The following is an 18,493-nucleotide window of genomic DNA, read 5'->3' as shown; positions in this document are numbered from 1 at the left end:
TTAAATGCTGATGACATTGAGCATTCGGAATCTGGCCGTTATTGAAGCGGTCGACGTGTCATTCCATGCAGGGTTTCATGTTCTAACAGGGGAAACGGGAGCCGGCAAATCGATTGTTATTGATGCATTGGGGCTTATTGCCGGAGGCAGGGGCTCCGCTGATTTAATCCGTTATGGTTGTGACAAAGCGGAAATTGAAGCCATGTTTGACCTGCATCATAATCATCCTGTTTGGAACGCTTTGGAACAACTCGGCATCAGCGCCGAACCTGACGAGCATTTAATTATCCGACGTGAAGTGACCAGCCAAGGAAAAAGCACGTCGCGCATCAATGGGCAGCTTGTCAATCTGACAATGCTACGGGAGATTGGTGAACAACTGATTAACATCCACGGCCAGCATGAACATCAGAACCTGATGCGCGCTGACCGTCATTTGCATCTTCTCGATACGTACGGCGAAGCGGTAATTGGTCCTGTGAAACGTCTGTATCAGGAAAAGTACGCATCGTTCTCAAGAGTCGAGAAGGAATACAGGGAGCTCATGACCAACAGCCAGAAAACGTATCAAATGCTCGACCTTTACCGTTTTCAACTTGAGGAAATTTCGGCAGCTTCCTTAAAATCCGGCGAGGATGAATGGCTTTTGGAAGAAAGGGTCAAGCTATCCCATAGTGAGAAAATGATGGATTCCGTCTCGGGCGCATATGACCTCATCTATGGCCAGCATGGGTTGGGAACGCTAAGTACAGCGGTGTCCCGGCTTGAAGACGTTGCGCAGTATGATGAAAAGGAACTGAAACCCATTTTGGAACAGCTGCAATCGGCGTATTATCAACTAGAGGATGCCGCATTCCAGCTTCGTGATTACCGTGATGATATCGAGTTTAACCCTGAACGACTCAATGAGGTGGAAGAGCGTTTGGATTTGATCTCTTCCCTGCGTCGTAAGTATGGAGAAAATGTGGATGAAATCCTGGCGTACTATAACAATATTTTTCAGGAAACCCATGCCCTGGAGAATAAGGATGAGCGTCTGGAGGAGCTCAAAGCCCGCCGCGACGATTTGCTCACCGATCTGATTGCGACGGCACAGGAGCTGAGCGAAGCCCGTCAGATGTGTGCTGCGGACCTCGCTGGGCAGGTCGAGAAGGAATTGAAGGACCTTCATATGGAAAGAACGTCGCTTGAGGTGCGGTTGGACCGCTTGGAGGATCCGAAGGGCGCCGAAATCGACGGTAGAAAAATCAGGCTGACGCGTCAAGGAGTCGATATCGCAGAATTTATGATATCTCCAAATCCGGGGGAACCTTTGCGTCCGCTCAGCAAAATAGCATCAGGCGGGGAGCTCTCCAGAATGATGCTGGCCATGAAAAGCATTTTTGCGCGGCATGACCGTATTCCGGTGTTGATCTTCGACGAAGTGGATACAGGCGTAAGCGGACGGGCGGCTCAGTCTATTGCCGAGAAGCTGGATAAGCTGGCGGATCAATGCCAAGTCTTCTCCATTACGCATTTGCCGCAGGTTGCCTGCATGGCAGAGCATCAATATCTCATTGAGAAAAATATTGAGGGCGAGCGTACCATGACGCGTGTGGAGGAACTATCTGACCGTGGACGGATTGAAGAACTGGCGCGAATGCTGGGCGGTGTTGAAATTACCGAGAAAACACTCCATCATGCCCAAGAAATGTTGAAGCTGGCGGAGGAACGAAAAGCTGCCAAAACCGCACCAGAGTAATGATTGACAGTAATAAAAGCCTGGAGGCAGGGTAATCTTAAAGGTACGCAATTGGCGACCACCTTTTTCGTCAAGCGAAAGAAGCAAAAGGGAGCGTGACAGCCATTGAACTCCAGCCTCAGGAATAAAATGCTCGGTCTTTTCATTGTCTTCTTTCTGTTTTTCTTATGCATCACTGCACCAGTGCAAAGTTTTAAGTCCATACCCAGTGAGATCAAAATGTTCGCTGGCGACACGAACTCCGTTCAGTTGGCTATGCCGGTGGGAGCACAGGCAACGGTGGATCGTCCGGATGTACTGCAAATGAATGGTTCTTCTTCCTCGACGTATAAGGTCACACCGCAGCATCCGTTGCAACTGCAGCCACAGCAGAGCGGAAGCGCTAAACTGACGCTGAAGCTGTTCGGCAAAATTCCGTTTAAAACGGTACAGATTCATGTGATTCCTGGCCTTAAAGTGATTCCAGGCGGACAAACGATTGGTGTTAAAGTCAAATCGGCTGGCATTCTGGTGGTGGGTCATCACCTGGTGCATATCGATCCATCAACCCGGGTATCCCCCGGAGAAAATGCAGGCATTCAGTTAGGCGATTTAATGACGCATATGAACGGTGTGCCGCTGCAGGATATTTCCAAGGTAGCTCAAGTGGTGGAGGATGCGGGCAAAAGCAAACAACCGCTGGAGATTACGTTCAAACGCGGGGACAAGACCATGAAGACCAAGTTAACACCTGCATACGACCAAAGCGAAGGGAAATGGAGACTTGGACTTTACATTAGAGACTCCGCAGCAGGTGTGGGAACATTGACGTTCTATGCCCCTGATCAAGGCGTATATGGGGCTCTGGGACATGTGATTACGGATATGAACACGCAGACGCCAATTACAGTTGGCAGCGGGGAAATATTGCAGTCGAGCGTAACCTCCATATCCAAATCGCAAGATGGGGAACCTGGGGAGAAAAGAGCCCATTTTCTGAAGGACAGCAAAATTTTGGGCAGCATAGAGCGCAACACCCATTTTGGCATCTTCGGGAAAATGAATCGGAATCCGGATTACAGCCTTTATAAAGAAGGCATCCCTGTTGCTTTTGCACAGGATGTTAAGGAGGGCCCGGCAGAGATCCTGACGGTTGTAGACGGCCAGCAGGTGGAGAAGTTCAAGGTGAACATCGTCCACGTTGCGAAACAGGATACTCCGGCCACCAAGGGCTTGGTGCTCCGGATTACAGATCCAAGACTGATCGAGAAAACGGGCGGCATTGTACAGGGCATGAGCGGAAGCCCAATCGTGCAGGATGGTAAGCTCATCGGTGCTGTAACCCATGTGTTTGTTAACGATCCGAAGTCCGGCTATGGCTGCTTTATCGAATGGATGCTTCAAGATTCCGGCGTAATACCACAACAGACAGACAACGCATCAAATCTTAAGGCCAGCTGAGCCTTAAGATTTTTTGTCGTATAAGGAAGAAATACATAGGATTTTGAATAAAAATATTTATTATAAATCAACTGCAAAAAAAAATAAACAAAAATAATTTTCGACAGAAGGAATTTAAATTCGGATGTCGAAAACTATTTCAGACAAAAAAAATTGGATAATGATTCTAAGGAGGAAGCAGCCAGTGCAAAAAATCGAGGTTTTGTTGGCGGATGACAACCGTGAATTCACTAATTTGCTTGCTGAGTACATTACGGAGCAAGAAGATATGATGGTTACGGGAATCGCCTATAATGGCGAGGAAGTACTTAATATGATAAGTGAAACACGAAAAATTCCGGACGTACTGATTTTGGATATTATTATGCCACATCTGGACGGCTTGGGTGTTCTGGAACGGTTGCGTGAAATGAATTTGTCACCACAGCCCAAAATCATCATGCTGACTGCTTTCGGACAAGAGAACATCACTCAACGGGCTGTACAGCTTGGAGCGTCTTATTACATTCTTAAACCGTTTGACATGGAAGTTCTTGCGAGCCGAATTCGACAGCTTGTGGGCCAACAAAGTGTAACTGCGGGGAATGTCAGTATGTCATCGTCCATCAAATCCAACGTGGTTCCGATGGCCAAAGGAAAGAATTTGGATGCCAATATCACTTCGATCATACATGAAATCGGTGTTCCTGCGCATATTAAAGGATATCAATATCTGCGCGAAGCAATCACCATGGTCTATAATAACATCGAAATTTTAGGTGCCATCACCAAAACGCTGTATCCGGCGATCGCCGAAAAATTCAAAACCACGCCTTCCCGCGTGGAACGCGCCATCCGTCATGCGATCGAAGTCGCCTGGACGCGCGGCAACATCGACTCCATTAGCCATCTGTTCGGCTACACGATCAATATCAGCAAATCCAAGCCAACCAATAGCGAGTTCATCGCGATGGTCGCAGACAAGCTGAGAATCGAGCATAAGGTGTCCTGAAAGGGTTAGGGGCATTGAGATAGCAAGAATAACCTAAGCTAAACATTGGGTACTTCAAGCCGCTGTGTATTTGGATTCTTTTTGCATCCAATACACAGCGGTTTTTTGATTTTAATAAGAAATTCTACGAGCAGAGCGATTCAGGAGTTGTTTCTAACCAAACTTCAATTAAAAGTTATGCCCGGGCAGCAGTTCTGGGTAGAATCTGAATACAGCGTAGATTGTTTGGTGTGATCTTCTGGGTTCAATGGACCAGGTGACTGTGTTACACTATTCCTATCAAAAATTTTCATGGGAGTTGTGGAGTCCGTGTCACAGTCAGAGAAGATCGTAGGTTACAAAGTAAAGTTTGATATGGGAAAAAGATTCAGGGTCAAGCTTTATATGACCAAGGAATATTATGAGGTTTGGAAGCATATCAGAGATTCTGCCATCAAGGATGTATGGATTGAAGAGGTAGAGCTTGAACAACGATTTTTCATGAAATAAATGAATGAAAGAGTGTTCATTCCAGACCTTTTGTATAGCTGAAGCCAGCGCATAAACAACGGGTTCTATATAGATCAAGGGGCGCATCCCCGGGAAAGGCTTATACTGCCCGGGTATGTGCCTTCATTGTATTCAAGTGCTAAAACTTTCGTATTGCTGCATCTGATATAGTATATGTGAACTGGAATATGTTAGTATATGAATGGATTGGTAGAATAAAGGTTCTAAAATACATAATGAGCAGAACGCAAAAAAATCATTACTTGCAGAAACGTTTCTCGCAAAACATAGGAGGATTGCAGTTGTCGAAGGTTTGGGTGCTGAATATTTTCTTACTTGCAATGGTTGTCATTGCTTTGATTTTCCTGATAGGCAGAAAAGACATTAAAGTGGGTTCGCCTTCCGAGCCGCCGCCAATCGTCAAGCCATCCATTGAGATTGTGGAACAGGGAGAGAGTGTATATGGATATACCAACGATGGGGAAACCGTATCTGGGAAGAGTGAACATGTGTATTTGACCCAAGCGGTGACCATTTATAATCCGCATGATTTCCCAGTCACTGTCGGTGGGGTATATAACGAAGTATACGATACGGCGGATACACGCATAGATTCCGATGAAATTCAGATCATTCGGACCCTTGCACCTGGAGAAGTCGTTCAAATGGCTGGTAACCATTATCTCAGTAGATTGCACTTTCGAGAAGATTACGGATACAGCAAAATTGTAACGGATGTGTCCAAAGGTTTTGATTCCGAGACTCCCTATACCAACCTGGAAACGAAAAACCTTAGTTATCATTTCAAGAATGCAGATCCAGGGAATACCTTTCTACAGATTGAAGCCATATTTGCGAATCATTCAGAACAGAACGTAGACACTACGAAAGTGAATTTTGTGATCTATTTTTACGACAAAACCGGGAAGGTCATTGGCGGGAACACGGCATCTAGTATTACCTTTCAGCCCGAGCGGATTAAACCTGGTGAGGAAAAAAGAATATCTTTTGAAGGTGCACTGATTGGCAGAACATTCTCCAAGAATATTGCTTCGGTTAAAGTGTTCGCCGGCTGCGGCAATTGCAGGTCGTAAGAAAAACCCTCTTTTCAGACTGAAAAGAGGGTTTTTTATAAGCAATTCACGAATTCTAGACATTCGTATTTTGCAAGAATAAACATCCGTTATATGCAATCTTTCCACGATGTGGGCATCTCGATAACGTTTTTACCTCAATGACTTCTTATATTTATGAAAAAAGTGTTGGCAATTAGGTTATAATTGGATAAATAGTAAGGGAGGAATTGGGAAATGGGCCGCGTTTTTGTGATCTCGGATCATCATTTTGGTCATCAGAAAATTATCGATTTTGAATCCAGACCCTTCGCTAATGCAGCAGAAATGGATGAGTATATGATTGAGCAGTGGAACGCCGTGGTGTCACAAGAGGACAAGGTGTTTCATCTCGGGGATTTCTCCTTCTATAATAAAGAAAAGACAAAGGCGATTGTGGAGCGGATGCATGGAACCAAGTCACTCATTCTGGGGAATCATGACCGGGGACGAAGCAAGGCCTGGTGGCTGGATGCCGGCTTCAATGACGTGAGCGAATACCCCATTATTTATCAATCCTTTTTCATTTTGTCCCATGAACCGATTTATATGAACAAACATATGCCATATGTAAATATCCATGGTCATATCCATGGTCAAAAGTATGAAGGCCAGCATTATTTTAATGTGAGTGTGGAGCACTGGGATTACAAACCGGTATCATTTGAAGATATCAAGAATAGTTTGGTCCCAAACGAGGAGCAATAAGGTCTGAACGTTGCGTGAAATCTGATGTGGAGATTCATAGGTAAAAGTTACAAACTTTTGGCTGGATAAGCATCCCTAAAAAACATAGTATGGAGATAGGGTAGGGGCTTATGACAAGCTGTGCCATACGCTGGAAGAGAGGAGCTTCACGTTGGCTTACAAAAAATGGGTTATTGCTGCGTCCGCAGCAGCTGTCGTTTTGTTATCCGGTACATCAATTATGGCCTTCGCGAAGGCTAATCCTATAAAAATCATGTTGAACGGCACGGAGCTCATCACCACCAAAGCGGCGAAGAAGGTGGACGGTGTCGTGATGCTTCCATTAAGGGAATTTGGTGAGTTGTTTGGCAAGGATGTTCAATTGGATGAGAAAAATAATACCGTTTCCATCCATTCAATATCAGGAGTTGTGGTGGGAGAGTCTGAGGATAAGAGTATCCAAATCACAGGTAACAAGACCGAATCAGGCACGTACGATCATCTTCAGATCAAGACCCCTACATTTAGCCGGAGTATTCCGGGTTACAATGTTACGAATCCATCTTATGCACCACTTATAACCGCAGAGGATCTGGATGGAGACGGTTCCAAAGAAATCGTGATTATTCTAACCACAGGTTACGGTACCGGAGTTTACCAATCCAATGTTCTTGTGTATAATGCGGAAGGATCATCGATTCCAGTGGAAGATGCCGAGACCGCCTTTTTGAAGCAGTATAACGGCAATTATACCGCAAAAGGACTTGAAATACTCGTGCAAGACAGCCGTTATATCGTCCCTTACGAGAGCCTGATGTCTGATAAAGAGCATCTCGGAGACCATCCGGGCATCGGTGGTGTGATGCAATATACCATTGAAGACGGAGTATTAACGGCCAAAACTGCGGTTCAGGTCAGTATGTCTGAATTCGTTGGTGATTTAACATTGAAATATTCATTTAAAAACGGCTTGTTTCAAGCCGGGGACGCAAGCTTTGAACTCTACCCGGAATATCGTTCTTAACGTAAGAAAGGAAGTCTATGAAAACATCTAAGAGTACATACACCATGATTGTTTCCATGCTCGCAGCCCTGCTTATGCTGGTGGTTGCAGGCTGCAGCATCGGCGAAATGGCGGATTCGGGAACAACGGAGCCCGCGGATGGACAGAAGTTAAAGGTTTATTTTCTCGATGTGGGACAAGGGGCTTCACAGCTGCTCGTCACTCCCTCTGGAAAAACGATGCTGATCGACGCTGGTAACAACGACAAAGAACAAACGATGCTGGATTATATGAAAAAGTATCATATTTCTAAGCTTGATGTGGTCATTGGTACGCATCCGGATGCAGATCATATCGGAGGGCTTGATAAGGTTATTGATCAAATCCCGGTTGAAACGATATATATGCCGAAGGTGCAGTCCAATACGAAAACCTTTGAATCCTTGCTGAATTCGATCAAAAATAAAGGTCTCAAGGTTAAAACGGCCAAAGCGGGTTTATCATGGGATTTGGATGATCAGGTTCATGTGGATATGCTGGCTCCTAAGGGCACTTATGAGGATACCAATAATATGAGTGCTGTTGTAAAAGTGACTTATGGTCGTCATTCTTTTCTACTGACAGGGGATGCTGAAGCTGAAAGCGAAAAAGCGATGCTGGCCTCTGGAGCTGATCTCCAGGCAGACGTTATGCTAGTTGGTCACCATGGCTCCAATTCATCCACGACATTGAATTTTTTGAAGCAAGTCAATCCGAAATATGCCGTGATACAGGTAGGGAAAGACAATAAGTATGGTCACCCGAAGAGCGCGATTTTGAACCGTTTACAGAAGCAGGGTGTCGAGGTTTACCGTAATGACAAGCAGGGAACCATTGAGATTACAACGGATGGGAAATCAATTCATATTGTCACGGAAAGGTGAGTGGCGCATGTGAAAGGAAATATGGGTTATGTCGAGGGATTCGAAGATGATTATTGCAAAATCGAAATTGACGGCAACGTAGAAGCGATTCCCAAGTCGAAAGTCGATTCCAGGGTGAAGCGCGGAGACGTGGTGGAATGGAACGGAACAGAGTGGATTCCCAATGCCATATTAACAAAGGATCGCAGCAGTGAAATCAAAAAAATGATGGATGATGTGTGGGAAGATTAAAAAAACTCTTCAACTGATATCAGTTGAAGAGTTTTTTTGCTGAATAAAAGATATATAGCAAATATATGGATTATTCCTCTACGATCAGTTGGCCCTTCATATCGCTATGTCCCGCGCCGCACATTACGGAGCAATCGAAATCAAATGTTCCGGCTTTGTCAGCGGTAAATTCAGCGGTACCGTCTTTTTGCAGGTTCACATTGTACTCAGGAATTTCAAGACCGTGTGCACCATCGGTATTTTTAAAAGTCAGCTTTACTTTCTCGCCTTTTTTCACTTTGATTTCAGATGGTGTGAATTCAAAGCTTTTAGCGTTTACCGTAATTTCTTTGGTGTCTCCGCCTGCGGAAGATGAAGAATCAGATGCGCTGCTGGAAGTGGAATCATCGTTGCCGCAAGCAGCAAGTACAGTTGCAGAAAGAGCCGCAACTGCGATCAGAGAAAATAATTTCTTTTTCATTACTATGGTGCCTCCCCTTTTTGTATATGTGGTTAAGTAGTATTAACCGTTACAAAACACGAGTTTACGCTTTCCCTATGAGAGTGTCAACATCAAATTTATTGGAAAAATCGGAACTTTCATTGTAAAAGAGTTGTTTTTGAGTGATTTATCATGTTCATTTCTGGGAAATGATGTACCGTTTATATTATATGAAAATATTGAATATGATCTCAAGTTGATGAAATTTTCGACAAGTAGTAAAAGAGCGCAGAATTTGTTGAATGAAGTGCTTATGAGCCGGACCAATATCCATGCAAAGTAAAAAAAGGAGGGCTCTTCTCAATGAAGAGTCTCCTTTTTCTGCTTCACATATTATTGAACTTTGTGGGGAGGAACAAAGCAGTTCCGGCAGCGGGGCTCATAATCATCTGAATCTCCGATCAGAATAATCGAGCCATGCGGTGCGGGCTTGCCATTCACGATCCGCTGCGTAAAGACGGCCTCGGGGCTTCCGCAAACCGCACAAAAGGCGGTCAGCTGCTGAATGTCATCGGCCATAGCCAGCAGTCCGCCGATAAAACCGAACTCTTTGCCTCTATAATCCATATTCAAGCCATCAACAATCACATGTTTGCCCCGGTATGCCAGCTCTTCCACGAGACCGAGGATGGGCTTGTTAAAAAACTGCACCTCGTCGAAGGCAACAACGTCCGCATCGGCAGTCTCTTTGATTATGTTAGCCACAAGCTCATCCGTGAGATGCTTAGGAATGGAAATGGCAGGCAGACGATAACCGATCCGGCTGACAATTTCGTCCTTGGCATAACGCTGGTCTTCCGCCGGCTTATAGGCGACCAGCTTTTTCCGTCCATACTGCACCAGTTTTTGGCATCTGCGGATCAGTTCACCTGATTTTTCACTAAACATGGGTCCCGTAATTACGGTAATCCGTCCTCTATTCACTTTTATGCTCCTTTCCCACTTGAAGCAGGTCTTTCATAGGATGAAGAATCACGAAAAATGGCGACTTTTATAGAGTACCATAATCTGTTGGGGGTGGCTATAGACATTTGCGTACTGGCTGCGCAGGTCAGAAAGTGGTAAGGTTAGTGAAGGAAACAATGGACTACGGAGGTAAGAAATCATGCTTGAAAAGATAGAACAATATAAGGAAAGAATTACGGAATTGTCAAATGAAATGGAGCAGGCACCAGAGGTCAAAGCACTTGTGGAAGAGCTGCTGGCGGATTTAAACACTTCCATCCTTCAGAATCACTCGCTGCGTAGAACCATTTTGAAGAGTTCTTCCAAGGAATCGAGAATGTCGACCAAATTGCGGGATGCTTTATACGAATAGCAGGCGTAACGCTTATTTTCTAATTAAGATACACCAATTTCACTCTGCCGTTATATGCTGTATCAGTAGTACATCAGATATGGCGGGGTGATGAAGTGGGGCGTCCCAGAAAGAAGCCGCAGCAGAATTACAAAGCTCCTCCAAAAAAGAAGCCGCTTCGGGCTTCGATTACTTCTACGGAATTAAGTCCACAGCAAATTGCAGTTGTGGGAGCACTTCTCTCCGGTTTTTTTGTGGTGGAATCCGTGCTTTATAATCGAAATAACGAGCTAAAAGTGATACTGACCAGTACATCGTTGACCGAGGAGTCGATTCTCGGCAATAAGGAGCGGGAGGAAGAAGAAGATATACCTTTGGATGTGATCGCAAGCGGACCAGATTTGATTCCGCATCTGACAACGCTGTCCCAATCGATGCGAAAAAGCTAAAAAACCCCACCACAATATAAAGCGGCGGGGTTTTCTTGCGTTTATGAAGTTGGCTGAGCCGGCGGTTTGGGCTTGCGTTTTTCCTTAAATCGTGGTCCTACATAATTCCGTTTGCGGTCCCGGTATAGAATCCATCCGCCAAGAAAGCTCATGCCGATCAGGAACATCAGCAAGCCCAGCAGAAAGTGGCTCCAACCGAACGATGGGTTAGCTACGCTCGCGTCCCCGTGAACGGAATAGAAGGCAAATACGGCGTCCTTCATAAATAAAAAACCTGTCATTGCCATCAGTCCTGGCACAACAAGAATAAGAATGGCAATGAAGCGGGAAATCATTAATTTCATCTGAAAAATCCCTTCCTGTCGTTCTTTTTTGCTTATTCCTATCATAACGTTTTCATGATCTTCTGTCCATTTAGGTGGACAATCTAATTTGTAATGAAGGAAAAAGGGAGTACAATAGAAAAGATACGATGAGAGCATCAGAAATGGAGCTTATAGGACTCTTGAATTTTCTAATTAATGATAAATGTGGGGGATGGATATGACAATTTCTTGTGACGTGGCAGTTCTCGGAGGTGGAACCGGTGGTTATGTTGCGGCGATCCGGGCAGCCCAGCTTGGCAAACAGGTTGTAATTATTGAATCGGACAAGCTGGGAGGCACCTGTCTTCACCGGGGATGTATCCCGAGCAAGTCGCTGCTGCGGAGTGCAGAGGTATACGCGGACATCCGCGAAAGTGAAAGCTACGGCATTGAGACTACAGGTGCGACGGTGGTTTTCTCCAAGGTGCAGAACCGGAAATCGGCAATCGTCGATCAGCTGCATCAAGGAGTACAGTATTTGATGCGCAAAAATAAGATTCAGGTCCTGCAGGGCAAAGGGCGCGTTACCGGGCCTTCGATTTTTTCTCCGAAAAGCGGAGCCGTGGCCGTCGAGCTGGCGGACGGCGAAATGGAAACGGTCGTGCCGACGAATCTGATCATTGCCACGGGCTCTCGTCCGCGCACGCTGCCGGGACTCGAACCGGATGGCCGTTACATTTTGACCAGCGATGAAGCGCTTGGCATGGACGAGCTGCCGGAATCGATTATTATTGTCGGCGGCGGCGTCATCGGTGTGGAATGGGCATCCATGCTTAACGATTTTGGCGTTCAGGTGACCATCGTCGAAGCGGCGCAGCAGCTGCTTCCCGCCGAAGACGAGGATGTAGCGCGCGAGCTGCAGAAGCTTCTCGCCAAGCGCGGCGTGAAAGTACATACCGGGAGTACGGTGAAGACGGATACGTACCAAGCGGCGGATGGCCGCGTTAGCATCGATCTTCAGAAGGGGGAACAAACCGAGACTTTGACGGCATCTTGTATTCTCGTGTCGGTCGGACGCCAAGCCAACGTGGAAAATATCGGGCTGGAAAACACGGATGTGAGGGTTGAAAAGGGCTTTATCGCAGTCAATAAGCATCTGCAAACCGGTGAATCTCATATTTACGCGATCGGGGATGTCATCGGGGGGCTACAGCTTGCGCACGCAGCGAGCCATGAAGGCATTGCGGCGGTCAATCATCTTGCCGGCGAAGCCGTTCATCATGTTCCGTCGCATATGATCCCGCGCTGCGTATATACGAGACCGGAAGTGGCCAGCGTCGGACTGACGGAAAAAGAAGCGCGTCAAAAAGGCATGGAGGTCAAGGTTGGCAAGTTCCCGTTCCAGGCGATTGGCAAAGCTTTAGTTCATGGCAGCAAGGATGGATTCGTGAAGGTTGTAGCTGATGCTAAGAGCAATGACATCATTGGCGTGCAAATGATCGGTACGCATGTGACAGATTTGATCAGCGAGGCGGCTCTGGCTCAGGTTCTGGACGCCACTCCTTGGGAGGTTGGACAGATGGTTCATCCGCATCCGACACTCTCCGAAATCGTTGGAGAATCCATGCTGGCCGTGGACGGACTCTCCATTGGGATGTAATCGGAGAAGATAGATTTTGTTGGCAAGTCGGATAGAAAAGTTTGAAAACCTCCTTTTCTTTTTGGTGCAGAAAGGATTATAATAAGGTTAACCCAAGTCTTAGTACCAGGTTTTAATAGCAGGATAAGAATTTGGTCGAAGGCTTTATTAATAAGGAGGTACCTCGCATGAATGAACAAGGTACTGTTGGAACAGGGCATGAACATGAGCAGCTTGGACTCAGCAACGGACAAGTGATCGACATGTACAGATATATGCTGCTCGCACGCAAATTCGATGAGCGTAATTTGTTGCTGCAGCGCGCAGGCAAAATCAACTTTCACGTATCGGGCGTCGGCCAGGAGACCGCTCAGGTCGCGGCAGCGTTCGCTTTGGACCGGGAAAAGGATTATTTTCTTCCGTATTACCGTGATTATGGATTTGTTTTAACCGTGGGCATGACCGCTCGGGAACTGATGCTATCTGCATTTGCGAAGGCAGAGGATCCGAACAGCGGCGGACGCCAAATGCCAGGGCACTTCGGTTCCAAAAAACTGCGCATCGTGACAGGCTCCAGTCCTGTGACCACGCAGGTGCCGCATGCGGTAGGCGTTGCGCTTGCCGCCAAGATGAGAAAGCAGGAGCTCGTATCTTTCGTTACTTTTGGCGAAGGCTCCAGCAATCAGGGCGATTTTCACGAGGGCTGCAACTTTGCCGGCGTGCATAAGCTTCCTGTCATTATCATGTGTGAAAACAACCAATACGCGATATCGGTTCCGCTTCACAAGCAGATCAGCGGCAAGGTGAGTGACCGTGCGCTGGGTTATGGGTTCCCCGGGATCCGGGTAGATGGCAATGATGCGCTTGCCGTGTACCGGGCCGTCAAGGAAGCTCGTGAGCGTGCGATCCGCGGCGAAGGTCCTACGTTGATCGAAGCGATGATGTATCGCTTGTCTCCGCATTCCACTTCGGATAACGATTTGGCATACCGGACCAAAGAAGAAGTGGAAGAGAACTGGAAGAAAGACGGGATTGCCCGGTTTAAAAATTATTTGATGGACTGCGGCATTTGGGATGAGACGAAAGAAGCGGATCTTCTGGAGCAGCTGGCGCTGGAAATTAAGGATGCGACCGAGTATGCGGACAATGCACCTTTTCCGAAGCCGGAAGACACCATGCTGCATGTCTACGCGGATGATCGTAAGAAGGGGGAAACCACATGGCAGTAATGGAATATATCGATGCAATCCGTCTGGCAATCAAGGAAGAGATGGAGAAAGATGAGTCCGTATTCGTCCTCGGCGAGGATGTGGGCGTGAAAGGCGGCGTGTTCACGACGACCAAAGGTCTTCTGGAGCAATTTGGAGAAGAACGGGTAATGGATACGCCGCTCGCGGAATCCGCCATTGCCGGCGTTGCCATCGGGGCTGCCATGGTGGGCATGAAGCCGATTGCCGAAATGCAGTATTCCGATTTCATGCTGCCTGCGACCAACCAGATCATCAGCGAGGCGGCCAAAATCCGTTACCGCTCGAATAACGACTGGAGCTGTCCGGTTGTTGTCAGAGCGCCGATCGGCGGCGGGATTTTCGGCGGTCTGTACCACTCCCAATGTCCGGAATCCATCTTCTTCGGTACGCCCGGCCTGAAAATTGTTGCTCCGTTCACCGCATACGATGCCAAGGGGCTGCTCAAAGCAGCGATCCAGGATCCGGATCCGGTACTCTTTTTCGAAAATAAAAAATGCTACAAAATGATACAAGGCGATGTACCGCTCGATGATTACACGGTTCCGATCGGCGAGGCCAATCTGCTGCGTGAAGGCGCGGATATTACGGTCATCGGATACAGCATGCCGCTGCATTTCTGCATGCAGGCTGCTGAAGAGCTTGAGAAGGAAGAGGGCATTACGTCCCATATCCTCGATTTGCGCACACTGCAGCCGCTCGACCGTGACAGCATTATTGAAGCCGTCCGCAAAACCGGCAAGGTGCTGATCGTTCACGAGGATAACAAAACCGGCGGCGTCGGAGCCGAGGTTGCGGCCATTATTTCCGAGGAATGCCTGTTTGATCTCGATGCACCGATCATGCGCTGCTGCAGCCCGGATGTGCCTGCCATGCCGATCAGCCCGCCGATGGAGAAGTTCTATATGTTGAGCAAGGATAAAGTGAAAGAAGCCATGCGTACATTGGCAATCTACTAGGGAAGCTTAGAGGTGAAAACATGTCAGAAAATCAAAAGTTAACCGATGTGGTGATGCCGCAGCTGGCCGAATCGCTGGTTTCGGCAACCATTGCCAAGTGGCTAAAGCAGCCTGGAGATAAGGTTGAGCAGTACGAGCCGATTTGCGAGGTCATTACCGACAAGGTCAATGCCGAGATTCCATCCACCATCGATGGTGTCATGTCCGAATTGATTGCGGAGGAAGGCCAGAACGTCGCCGTCGGAGAAGTGATCTGCCGTATGGCCGCCGCCGGCCAAACCGCTGCACCGGTTGTGAACCAACAGGCGCAAGAAGTTCCCGCGAGTGCCCCGACTGGCGCTTCAGGCGACCAGTCGATGAGAAGCCGGTATTCGCCGGCGGTACAATCCCTGGCCGCAGAACATGGCGTCAACTTGAACGCCGTACAGGGGACCGGCATGGGCGGACGGATTACGCGTAAGGATCTACTGGCCTTTGTCGAAAACGGCGGTGCAGCCAGCCAGCCGCAGAACACCGAAGTCCAAGGGAATCAGGCGGCGCAGTCTCCGTTCAGGGATCTGCCACATGCCAATCCTGCGGTAACGCCTGAGCAGTATATTTCAAAGCCGCCGGCACCGGAAAGAAACTCGGGTCTGCACATGACAGAAACGCCTAAAATTCCGCCGATTGAGGTGGAAAGAGGCGGCGAGCGTGAGACGCTGATTGATGTGACCCCGCTCCGCAATGCGATTGCGACCAACATGCGCCAAAGCGTGTCCGAAATTCCGCATGCATGGACGATGGTCGAAGTGGACGTGACCAATCTGGTACTGCTTCGCAACAAGCTGAAGGATGAATTCAAGCGCCGGGAAGGTTATAATTTAACGTACCTAGCCTTTTTCCTGAAAGCCGTCGTGAATGCGATCAAGGATTATCCGATCATGAACTCCGTGTGGGCCGTGAACAAAATCATCGTCAAACGCGATATCAACATTTCGCTGGCCGTCGGTACGGAAGATTCGGTTATGACGCCAGTCATTCAAAGAGCGGATCAGAAAAATATTGCGGGACTTGCGCGGGAGATTGAAGAGCTTGCTACCAAAACCCGCCAAGGTAAATTGAAGCTGGAGGATATGCAAGGAGGAACCTTTACCGTGAACAACACCGGTTCGTTCGGATCCATTCTTTCTTATCCGATCATCAATTATCCGCAGGCAGCGATTCTGACGTTCGAATCGATCGTTAAGCGTCCCGTCGTCATCAATGACATGATTGCCGTCCGTTCCATGGCCAACATCTGTTTGTCACTGGATCACCGGATTCTGGACGGCGTTATCTGCGGGCGGTTCCTGCAGCGGGTGAAGGAGAATATCGAAGCCTATACGCTGGATACCAAGGTTTATTAACGGCATCGATTGAAATAAGTTTGCTTCATGGTTTAAATTATATAGGCAGTACATTCATCATCAGGAGAGGGCGTGGACCACTTATGAACAAGGCACTTCATGTTTCCTATACGCCGATGATGGGTTATGATGCAGCATGGGATTTGCAAAAATCGATCGTGAAAAGCATTGACCTTGAAGAGCAGCAGGATACCCTGCTGCTCTTGCAGCATCCGCCAACCTATACCATTGGTTCCCAAAGACATCCGGAGCACCTGCTTTTGAGCAAGGAACAGCTCGAGGAACAAGGCATCGGTTTGTTCGAGATCGACCGCGGCGGCGATATTACATACCATGGGCCGGGCCAGCTTGTCGGCTACCCTCTGCTTACGCTGGAAGGTGCGGGACTCGATTTGCATGGCTATTTGCGCGATCTTGAGCAGGTCATCATCAATTATTTGGATCATTACGGAATCGAAGCGGGACGCAAACCCGAGTATACAGGTGTATGGGTAGGCGATTTGAAGATATGCGCCATTGGCGTAAAATTCAACAAATGCCGAAGCCGGCGGGCGTTCGTGACCAGTCACGGGTTTGCATTTAACATCAAGGCAGGAATAGGTGAGCAGGGTTTTAAAGGAATCATTCCTTGCGGCATTCAGGAGTATGGAGTGACCTCGCTTGAGGAGTGCGCGGGGAGATCCTTTACCGTGGAACAGGTTGCAGAGGAAATCGTGCCGTTCTTTACGAAGGTATTTGACTATGAGGCGAAGCCGATCCCAGATACTGCCCGCTGAATCAGCGGGCGATCAGGGATTCGACCACTCCGAAAATAACGGAGCCGAACATGGCGATGAGCATCAGATAAACGAAAATGCGAAACCATTTTTTATTTTGCATAGCTACTCCTTTATGAATAGAAGATAAATGGAATGCCATAGCGAGTATTCACTAGGCATCTGCTAGGTTTATTGTAACTTAACAATGAGAGAGAGGGAAGTCCAATGATCAGACAAGACCGTTTAGTGGAAGAATTTATGGAACTCGTGAAGGTGGACAGCGAGACGGGACACGAAGAAGAGATTTCCGTCGTTCTGAAAAAAAAGTTCGGGGATTTGGGTCTGCAAGTGGTTGAAGATGATTCCAAGGAAAGAACGGGGCACGGCGCTGGCAATCTGATCGTGACGATGAAAGGAACAGCCGGCTGCAACGCTCCGAAGCTGTTCTTCACCTGTCATATGGATACCGTGACGCCAGGTAAAGGCATCAAGCCGACCCTTCACGAAGACGGATGGATTACGAGCGACGGCACCACGATTCTCGGCTCTGACGATAAGGCAGGACTTGCCGTGCTGCTCGAAACAATTAAAGTACTTCAGGAAGAGAACGTGCCACATGGCCAAATTCAGTTTATCATTACGGTAGGTGAGGAATCCGGCTTGCTGGGAGCACGCTGCATGGATCCGAAATATCTGGATGCGGATTTGGGTTATGCAATCGATTCGAACGGGGAAATCGGCGCCATTGCGGTTGCGGCTCCAACTCAGGCCAAAATGAAAATGAAAATTTTCGGTAAGTCCGCTCATGCCGGCGTCAATCCGGAAGATGGCATCAGTGCCATTCAGGTCGCTTCCAAAGCGATCTCCCGCATGAAGCTCGGCAGACTGGACCATGAAACAACAGCCAACATTGGTAAATTTGCCGGCGGTGGCGCTACGAACGTGGTATGCGACTATGTGGAGCTTGATGCGGAGGCACGCAGTATTGTTCAGGATAAGGTGGATCGGCAAATGGAGCATATGCGTGAAGCGCTGGAAAGTGCCGTTTCGGAATGCGGGGCAACCTGTGAATTTATCGGCGAGATCGTGTATCCTGCGTTTAACTTTGACGAGAACGACGAAGTCGTTAAGCTTGCGCAACGGGCGATTGCTAACATCGGGCTGAGCAGCCGTACCTTCCATTCCGGTGGTGGCAGTGATGCCAATATCTTCAATGGCATGGGGGTTCCGACCGTCAACCTGGCTCTTGGCTATGAAAATATTCATACGACCAAAGAACGGATCCGTGCGGTAGATATGGCCAAGGCGGCCGAAATGGTCACTAGTATTATCCGCGAAACCACCAAGTAATCATAG

At 47.8% G+C, this 18,493-nt stretch carries 21 protein-coding genes; 17 read left to right on the top strand and 4 right to left on the bottom strand.

All coding sequences use genetic code 11. The features are described 5' to 3' along the window. Positions 1 to 4 precede the first annotated feature (4 nt). The 9 genes from recN (at position 5) to GRF59_RS15480 (ending at position 8,617) form a co-directional block, all read left to right on the top strand. Positions 5 to 1,741 carry a DNA repair protein RecN gene (gene recN / locus GRF59_RS15520; RefSeq protein ID WP_160498626.1) on the top strand — a complete coding sequence of 579 codons (1,737 nt, stop codon included), beginning with the start codon at positions 5 to 7 and terminating at the stop codon, positions 1,739 to 1,741. A 105-nt stretch (positions 1,742 to 1,846) separates the two neighbouring features. Beyond that, positions 1,847 to 3,181: a SpoIVB peptidase gene (spoIVB, locus tag GRF59_RS15515; RefSeq protein ID WP_160498625.1), complete on the top strand. Its 1,335-nt coding sequence runs from the start codon at positions 1,847 to 1,849 to the stop codon at positions 3,179 to 3,181. Positions 3,182 to 3,365: 184 nt separating this feature from the next. After that, the gene (spo0A, locus tag GRF59_RS15510; RefSeq protein ID WP_160498624.1) at positions 3,366 to 4,172 is read left to right on the top strand and encodes a sporulation transcription factor Spo0A; all 807 of its coding nucleotides are present in this window, start codon (positions 3,366 to 3,368) and stop codon (positions 4,170 to 4,172) included. Between the two features lie 309 nt (positions 4,173 to 4,481). Next, complete coding sequence (locus GRF59_RS15505) at positions 4,482 to 4,661, top strand: hypothetical protein (protein ID WP_160498623.1); 180 nt, start codon at positions 4,482 to 4,484, stop codon at positions 4,659 to 4,661. A 302-nt stretch (positions 4,662 to 4,963) separates the two neighbouring features. Continuing rightward, positions 4,964 to 5,755 (top strand): hypothetical protein, encoded by a 792-nt coding sequence (locus GRF59_RS15500; protein WP_160498622.1) that lies wholly within the window; start codon positions 4,964 to 4,966, stop codon positions 5,753 to 5,755. Between the two features lie 216 nt (positions 5,756 to 5,971). Next, positions 5,972 to 6,481, top strand: a complete 510-nt coding sequence (locus GRF59_RS15495) for a metallophosphoesterase (RefSeq protein WP_160498621.1) — start codon at positions 5,972 to 5,974, stop codon at positions 6,479 to 6,481. Between the two features lie 151 nt (positions 6,482 to 6,632). Beyond that, complete coding sequence (locus GRF59_RS15490; protein ID WP_160498620.1) at positions 6,633 to 7,484, top strand: stalk domain-containing protein; 852 nt, start codon at positions 6,633 to 6,635, stop codon at positions 7,482 to 7,484. Positions 7,485 to 7,501: 17 nt separating this feature from the next. Then, positions 7,502 to 8,386 (top strand): ComEC/Rec2 family competence protein, encoded by an 885-nt coding sequence (locus tag GRF59_RS15485; protein WP_160498619.1) that lies wholly within the window; start codon positions 7,502 to 7,504, stop codon positions 8,384 to 8,386. A 21-nt stretch (positions 8,387 to 8,407) separates the two neighbouring features. Then, positions 8,408 to 8,617, top strand: a complete 210-nt coding sequence (locus GRF59_RS15480; RefSeq protein ID WP_160499106.1) for a DUF3006 domain-containing protein — start codon at positions 8,408 to 8,410, stop codon at positions 8,615 to 8,617. A gap of 70 nt (positions 8,618 to 8,687) precedes the next feature. Here the strand turns inward: GRF59_RS15480 and GRF59_RS15475 are convergent, their stop codons facing one another. Next, positions 8,688 to 9,077: a cupredoxin domain-containing protein gene (locus tag GRF59_RS15475; protein WP_160498618.1), complete on the bottom strand. Its 390-nt coding sequence runs from the start codon at positions 9,075 to 9,077 to the stop codon at positions 8,688 to 8,690. A 354-nt stretch (positions 9,078 to 9,431) separates the two neighbouring features. Then, on the bottom strand, positions 9,432 to 10,022 hold the full coding sequence (locus GRF59_RS15470; protein ID WP_160498617.1) for a thymidine kinase: 591 nt from the start codon (positions 10,020 to 10,022) through the stop codon (positions 9,432 to 9,434). A gap of 181 nt (positions 10,023 to 10,203) precedes the next feature. Between GRF59_RS15470 and GRF59_RS15465 the strand changes: the two genes are divergently transcribed. Next, positions 10,204 to 10,416: a hypothetical protein gene (locus tag GRF59_RS15465; protein ID WP_160498616.1), complete on the top strand. Its 213-nt coding sequence runs from the start codon at positions 10,204 to 10,206 to the stop codon at positions 10,414 to 10,416. 95 nt (positions 10,417 to 10,511) lie between these two features. Next, entirely contained in the window at positions 10,512 to 10,844 is a 333-nt protein-coding gene (locus GRF59_RS15460; RefSeq protein ID WP_160498615.1) for a hypothetical protein, read from the top strand. Between the two features lie 41 nt (positions 10,845 to 10,885). Here the strand turns inward: GRF59_RS15460 and GRF59_RS15455 are convergent, their stop codons facing one another. Further along, positions 10,886 to 11,188 (bottom strand): DUF2627 domain-containing protein, encoded by a 303-nt coding sequence (locus GRF59_RS15455; protein ID WP_160498614.1) that lies wholly within the window; start codon positions 11,186 to 11,188, stop codon positions 10,886 to 10,888. Positions 11,189 to 11,387: 199 nt separating this feature from the next. Between GRF59_RS15455 and lpdA the strand changes: the two genes are divergently transcribed. The 5 genes from lpdA (at position 11,388) to lipB (ending at position 17,155) form a co-directional block, all read left to right on the top strand. Further along, positions 11,388 to 12,809: a dihydrolipoyl dehydrogenase gene (lpdA, locus tag GRF59_RS15450; RefSeq protein WP_160498613.1), complete on the top strand. Its 1,422-nt coding sequence runs from the start codon at positions 11,388 to 11,390 to the stop codon at positions 12,807 to 12,809. A 167-nt stretch (positions 12,810 to 12,976) separates the two neighbouring features. After that, positions 12,977 to 14,017, top strand: coding sequence for a thiamine pyrophosphate-dependent dehydrogenase E1 component subunit alpha (locus GRF59_RS15445; protein WP_160498612.1), 1,041 nt, complete (start codon positions 12,977 to 12,979; stop codon positions 14,015 to 14,017). After that, the gene (locus tag GRF59_RS15440) at positions 14,008 to 14,994 is read left to right on the top strand and encodes an alpha-ketoacid dehydrogenase subunit beta (RefSeq protein ID WP_160498611.1); all 987 of its coding nucleotides are present in this window, start codon (positions 14,008 to 14,010) and stop codon (positions 14,992 to 14,994) included. The genes GRF59_RS15445 and GRF59_RS15440 overlap by 10 nt, the downstream gene beginning before the upstream one ends. A 20-nt stretch (positions 14,995 to 15,014) precedes the next feature. Beyond that, a complete protein-coding gene (locus tag GRF59_RS15435; RefSeq protein ID WP_160498610.1) occupies positions 15,015 to 16,379 on the top strand; it encodes a dihydrolipoamide acetyltransferase family protein in 1,365 nt (454 codons plus the stop codon). A gap of 83 nt (positions 16,380 to 16,462) precedes the next feature. Beyond that, positions 16,463 to 17,155: a lipoyl(octanoyl) transferase LipB gene (gene lipB, locus GRF59_RS15430; RefSeq protein WP_160498609.1), complete on the top strand. Its 693-nt coding sequence runs from the start codon at positions 16,463 to 16,465 to the stop codon at positions 17,153 to 17,155. 1 nt (position 17,156) lies between these two features. Here lipB and prli42 read toward each other — a convergent pair whose 3' ends face one another. Next, positions 17,157 to 17,258: a stressosome-associated protein Prli42 gene (gene prli42 / locus GRF59_RS15425; RefSeq protein ID WP_160498608.1), complete on the bottom strand. Its 102-nt coding sequence runs from the start codon at positions 17,256 to 17,258 to the stop codon at positions 17,157 to 17,159. A gap of 104 nt (positions 17,259 to 17,362) precedes the next feature. On the opposite strand from prli42, the gene GRF59_RS15420 reads away from it, so the two are divergent. Then, on the top strand, positions 17,363 to 18,487 hold the full coding sequence (locus GRF59_RS15420) for a M20/M25/M40 family metallo-hydrolase (protein ID WP_160498607.1): 1,125 nt from the start codon (positions 17,363 to 17,365) through the stop codon (positions 18,485 to 18,487). Positions 18,488 to 18,493: the final 6 nt, after the last annotated feature.

The sequence above is a fragment of the Paenibacillus dendrobii genome, assembly GCF_009807035.1.
GTDB lineage: Bacteria > Bacillota > Bacilli > Paenibacillales > Paenibacillaceae > Paenibacillus_AQ > Paenibacillus_AQ dendrobii.
This window is presented reverse-complemented; position numbering and strand designations above follow the sequence as displayed.